Origin of the sequence: Streptomyces sp. NPDC058955, assembly GCF_042741435.1 — a bacterium.
Taxonomy (GTDB): Bacteria; Actinomycetota; Actinomycetes; order Streptomycetales; family Streptomycetaceae; genus Streptomyces.
On the sequence record NZ_JBHYKM010000218.1, the window covers coordinates 1 to 5,131 of the forward strand.

General features: G+C 76.2%; 2 protein-coding genes and 1 pseudogene. All 3 read left to right on the forward strand.

The genetic code is table 11. The annotated features are described in order from the left end of the window. Window positions 1-56 precede the first annotated feature (56 nt). Window positions 57-176, forward strand: a pseudogene (locus ACFW1I_RS37895) (AMP-binding protein); the annotation flags it as partial. Further along, on the forward strand, window positions 156-908 hold the full coding sequence (locus ACFW1I_RS37900) for a phosphopantetheine-binding protein (protein ID WP_384678597.1): 753 nt from the start codon (window positions 156-158) through the stop codon (window positions 906-908). The pseudogene ACFW1I_RS37895 and the gene ACFW1I_RS37900, both read left to right, overlap by 21 nt. A 9-nt stretch (window positions 909-917) precedes the next feature. After that, window positions 918-5,131 (forward strand): amino acid adenylation domain-containing protein (locus ACFW1I_RS37905; protein WP_384678595.1); only part of this gene is annotated, 4,214 nt, incomplete at its 3' end.

Consider the following 5,131-nt stretch of genomic DNA (forward strand, 5'->3'; position numbering starts at 1 on the left):
TCTTGCATCAGTTTCTCCCGGCATGACCCACGTTTCTCGACCGGGACACGACGGCCCCGTCGATCCCGGTCGGCCGGCCGATCGCGAACAAGCGGGTGTACGTGCTCGACGAGCGGCTGCGACCGGTCCCGGTCGGAGTCACCGGCGAGCTGTACATGGCCGGCGTCGGTCTCGCCCACGGGTACCTGGGCCAACCCGCCCTGACCGCGGAGCGGTTCGTCGCCCACCCGCACGGCGCCCCGGGGGAGCGGGTCTACCGCACCGGCGACCTGGTGCGGTGGCGTGCCGACGGGGTCCTGGAGTTCCTGGGCCGCGCCGACGGGCAGGTCAAGATCCGCGGCTTCCGCGTCGAGCCCGGCGAGGTCCAGGCCGCCCTCATGACCCACGAGGACGTCCGCCAGGCCGCCGTCGTGGTCCGCGAGGACCGGCCCGGCGACAAGCGCCTCGCCGCCTACCTGGTCGCCGAGCCCGGCACCGTACTCGACCCGGACGCCGTCCGGTCCCACGCGGCCGGCCGGCTCCCCGAGCACCTCCGGCCGAGCAGCTTCACCGTCCTGGACGCCCTCCCGCTCACCCCGAACGGCAAACTCGACCGGCAGGCGCTGCCCGTCCCCGCGCTCGCGCCGCCGTCCGGCGGCCGGGCCCCGCGCACCGCGCAGGAGAAGCTCCTCTGCGACCTCTTCGCCGAGGTCCTCGGCGCCGAACACGTCGGCGTGGACGCCGACTTCTTCCACCTCGGCGGCCACTCGCTCCTCGTCACCCGCCTGATCAGCCGCGTCCGCGCGGTGTGCGACACCGAACTGTCCATCAAGACCGTGTTCGAAGCGCCCACGCCGGCCGCCCTGGCCGAGCGCCTGGACGGCGCCGAGAAGGCCAGGCCCGCCCTGCGGCGCCGGTCCCGCTCCTGAGGAGAATCCATGATCCCGTTGTCGTACGCCCAGCAGCGGCTGTGGTTCCTCAGCCGCACCCAGCCGAACCCCAGCTACAACATCCCCCTCGCGCTCCGGCTGCGCGGCCCCCTCCGCACCCACTCCCTGCGCCGCGCCCTGCACGACGTGCTCGCCCGGCACGAGGCCCTGCGCACCCGCTTCCCGGAATCCGAGGACGGCGTGCCCCGGCAGGAGATCCTGCCCGCCGAACAGGCCGACACCGTCTGGGAGCCGGTCGCCACCGGACCGGAGGGCATCGACGCCGCACTGGCCGGCGCCGCCCGCCACGTCTTCGACCTCACCACCGAACTCCCGGTCCGCGCCACCCTGTTCACCGTCGACGCCGACCACCACGTGCTGCTCCTCGTCTGCCACCACATCGCCGCCGACGGCTGGTCCCTCGGCCCGCTCGTCCGCGACCTGGCCGCCGCCTACACGGCCCGCGCCGCCGGACGGGAGCCCGCCTGGCCCGAACTCCCGGTGCAGTACGCGGACTACACGCTGTGGCAGCAGGACGTCCTCGGCCGGGAGGACGACCCGGAGAGCGTCGCGTCCCGCCAGCTCGCGCACTGGCGCCAGGCCCTCGCGGACCTCCCGGAGGAGCTGGCCCTGCCCGCCGACCGCCCCCGCCCGGCCGTGCCCGGCCACCGGGGCGACGCTGTGCCGCTGGCCCTGGGCGCCGCCGTGCACCACCAGGTCGTGGAGCTGGCCTGGTCGTGCGGCGCGACGGTGTTCATGGTCTGCCAGGCGGCGCTGGCCGGGCTGTTCACCCGGCTCGGCGCCGGGACCGACATCCCGCTCGGGACCCCCGTCGCCGGCCGCACCGACGAGGCCCTCGACGACCTCGTCGGCTTCTTCCTCAACACGCTCGTCCTGCGCACCGACACCTCCGGGGACCCCACCTTCCGCGCCCTGGTGCGACGGGTCCGCGACACGGACCTGGAGGCGTTCGCGCACCAGGACCTGCCGTTCGAGCGGCTGGTGGAGGAGCTGAACCCGGCCCGCTCCCTCGCCCGCCACCCCCTCTTCCAGGTCCTCCTCGTGAAGAAGGACCCCACCGCCTCCGGCCAGGCCGAAGCCATGCACGGCCTCGCCACCGAGGTCGTCCCCGTCGGCACCTGGGTCGCCAAGTTCGACCTGACGGTGGGCATCGAGGAGCGGTACGACTCCGAGGGGCGGCCCGCCGGCATCGACTGGACGCTCGGCTACGCCTCCGACCTCTTCGACCACGCCACCGTGGAGCTGCTGGCCCGACGGCTGTCCGTCCTCCTCGCCGCCCTCGCCGGCGACCCCGACCGGGCCCTCGGCTCCGTGGACCTCCTCACCGACGAGGAGCGGCGCCGGCTGCTCCCCGCACCGGGCGACCGCCGCCCGGTACCGTCGCCCGGCCGCGTCGACCGGCTCTTCGAGGCCCAGGCCGCCCGCACCCCCGAGGCGACCGCCCTCCTCTTCCGGGACGAGGCCGTCAGCTACGGCGCCCTCGACGCCCAGGCCACCCGGCTCGCCCACCGCCTCCACGCCCACGGGGTGCGCGCCGGGGACATCGTCGCCGTCCACCTGGAACGCGGACCCGACCTCGTCCGCGCCCTGCTCGCCGTGCTCAAGGCCGGCGCCGCCTACACCCTGCTCGACCCGGACTTCCCCGCCGAGCGGCTCTCCGCCGTCCTCGCCCGGACCCGCGCCACCGCCGTCGTCACGGCCGTGGACGTACCGGAATGGCTCGCCGCCACCGGCGTCCCGCCGATCCACCCGCAGGACCCGGCGACGGCCGGGACCGCCGCGGACGCCGCCGGACCCCTCGCCCGCCCCGACAGCGCCGAGGCGCCCGCCTGCGTCATGTTCACCTCCGGCTCCACCGGCGTCCCCAAGGGCGTCGTGGCCCCGCACCGGGCGCTCACCGGCACCCTCACCGGCCAGGAGTACGCCCCCTTCGGCGCCGGCGAGACCTGGCTCCAGGCCGCGCCCATGTCCTGGGACGCCTTCGCCACCGAACTCCTCGGCCCGCTGCTCCACGGCGGCCGCGTGGTGCTCCAGCCGGGGCAGCGCCCCGAACCGGACGCCATGGCCGCCCTCGTCGCCCGGCACGGCGTCACCGTCCTCAAGGCGTCGGCGAGCCTCTTCAACCACCTCCTCGACGAACACCCCCAGGCGTTCGCCGGACTCCACGCCGCCATGACCGGCGGCGAGGCCGCCTCCACGGCCCACGTCGCCCAGGTCCTCGACCGCTTCCCGGACGTCCGCGTCACCAACGGCTACGGGCCCGCCGAGAGCATGGGCTTCACCACCACCCACACCATCACCGCCGCCGACCTGACCGGCGCCCCGATCCCCATCGGGACGCCCGTCCACGGCAAGCACGCCCTCGTCCTCGACGACCGGCTCCGGCCGGTGCCGCCCGGCGTGCCGGGCGAGCTGTACCTCTCCGGCACCGGACTCGCCCTCGGCTACCTCCACCACCCCTCGGCCACCGCCGAGCGGTTCGTCGCCCACCCCCACGGCGCCCCCGGGGAGCGGGCCTACCGCACCGGCGACCTCGTGCGCCGCCGGGCCGACGGCGTCCTCGAATACCTCGGCCGCGCCGACGACCAGGTGAAGATCCGCGGCTTCCGCGTCGAGCCCGCCGAGATCGAGACCCACCTCACCGCCCACCCCGACGTCCGCCAGGCGGCCGTCGTGGTCCGGGAGGACCGCCCGGGCGACCGGCGCCTCGTCGCGTACGTCGTCCCCGTCCGCCCCGGCACCGCCCCGGCCGGCCTGCGCGCCCACACCGCCGCCCGCGTCCCCGACCACCTGGTGCCGTCCGCGTTCGTCACCCTGGACGCCCTGCCGCTCACCCCCAACGGCAAGCTCGACCGCCGTGCCCTGCCCGCCCCCGCCCTCGCGGCCGGCACCGGCCACCGCGCGCCGCGCACCCCCCGCGAGGAGATCCTCTGCGGCCTCTTCGCCGAGACCCTGGGCCTCGCGGACGCCGGCATCGACGACGGCTTCTTCGACCTCGGCGGCCACTCGCTGCTCGCCGCCCGGCTGATCACCCGCGTGCGGGCCGCGCTCGGCGTGGAGATGACGGTCCGCGACCTGTTCCAGGCCCCGACCCCCGCCGGTCTCGCCGACCGGCTCGACTCCGCCGCCCGGGCCCGGCACGCCCTGCGCCCGGCGCCCCGCCCCGAGGCGCCGCCGCTGTCCTTCGCACAGCAGCGCCTCTGGTTCTTCAGCCGGGTCGAGGAGAGCCCCCTCTACAACGTGCCCTTCGCCCTCCGGCTGCGCGGCCCCCTGGACCGCGGGGCGCTCCGCGACGCGCTCGCCGACGCGGTCCGCCGGCACGAAGCGCTCCGCACCCGCTTCCCCGAGTCCGACCACGGCCCCTGGCAGGACGTGCTGCCGGCCGAAGAGGCCGAGGTGCCCTGGGAGTTCGCCGCCACCGACGCGGACCGGCTCACCGACGACCTCAGCGCATCGGCCCGCCGGCCCTTCGACCTCACCAGCGGACTGCCCCTGCGCGCCGCCCTGTTCACGCTCGGCGACGACGACCACGTCCTCCTGCTCGTCCTCCACCACATCGTCTGCGACGGCTGGTCCATGGGCGTCCTCGCCCGCGAGGTCGCCGACGGGTACACGGCCCGCGCCACGGGCCGGGACGCCGGCCGCCCCGAACTGCCCGTGCAGTACGCGGACTACACGCTCTGGCAGCAGGACGTCCTCGGCCGCGCAGACGACCCCGACAGCCTGGCCGCCCGCCAGCTCGCGCACTGGCGCCAGGCCCTCGCGGACCTCCCCGAGGAGCTGGCCCTGCCCGCCGACCGCCCCCGCCCGGCCGTGCCCGCCCACCGGGGCGACGCGGTGCCGCTGGCGCTGGACGCGCAGGTCCACGGCCGGGTGGTCGAGCTGGCCCGGTCGTGCGGCGCGACGGTGTTCATGATCTGCCAGGCGGCGCTGGCCGGGCTGTTCACCCGGCTCGGCGCCGGGACCGACATCCCGCTCGGGACCCCCGTCGCCGGCCGCACCGACGAGGCCCTCGACGACCTCATCGGCTTCTTCGTCAACACCCTCGTGCTGCGCGCGGACACGTCCGGGGACCCGTCCTTCCGCGCCCTGGTGCGCCGGGTCCGGGACACGGACCTGGAGGCGTTCGCGCACCAGGACCTGCCGTTCGAGCGGCTGGTGGAGGAGCTGAACCCGGCCCGCTCCCTCGCCCGCCACCCCCT

Bases quoted from the DNA above. Each gene is read 5' to 3' on its own strand.
- ACFW1I_RS37900 (WP_384678597.1), top strand. From the start codon at position 156: ATGGCCGGCGTCGGTCTCGCCCACGGGTACCTGGGCCAACCCGCCCTG.